This window comes from Secundilactobacillus kimchicus JCM 15530 (assembly GCF_001433995.1).
In the GTDB taxonomy this organism is placed as follows: Bacteria; Bacillota; Bacilli; order Lactobacillales; family Lactobacillaceae; genus Secundilactobacillus; species Secundilactobacillus kimchicus.
On sequence record NZ_AZCX01000039.1, the window covers coordinates 1 to 298 of the forward strand.

Consider the following 298-nt stretch of genomic DNA (forward strand, 5'->3'; position numbering starts at 1 on the left):
TGCTGACCTTGCCACTCTGGTTACCACTTCTCCTCTGGGCATTGCCATTGCTCTTAGGGAAGGGCTTAGGTATGATTCTTAAAGCTATCTGGGATCTCATCAAGTTTGTTGCTGGTTTAGTAGTTGGTTGGTTATTCGCACCACTCGTACTCTTGAGCTTAGCTCTTGGGTTACCACTGTTGCTTTTGACATTGCCACTCTGGATCTTGCCTGCAATCTTGACTGCACCATTCTGGTTGCCAATCTTGCTTGGCTTATTGCCATTCTTGGTTGGTAAGATCTTAGCCGCACTTGCTAA

1 protein-coding gene is annotated in these 298 nt (G+C 46.3%); it reads left to right on the top strand.

Annotated elements, in window-relative coordinates; translation table 11 throughout:
- Positions 1-298: hypothetical protein (locus FC96_RS13080; RefSeq protein ID WP_202813035.1), on the top strand; the 298-nt coding region annotated here is incomplete at both ends.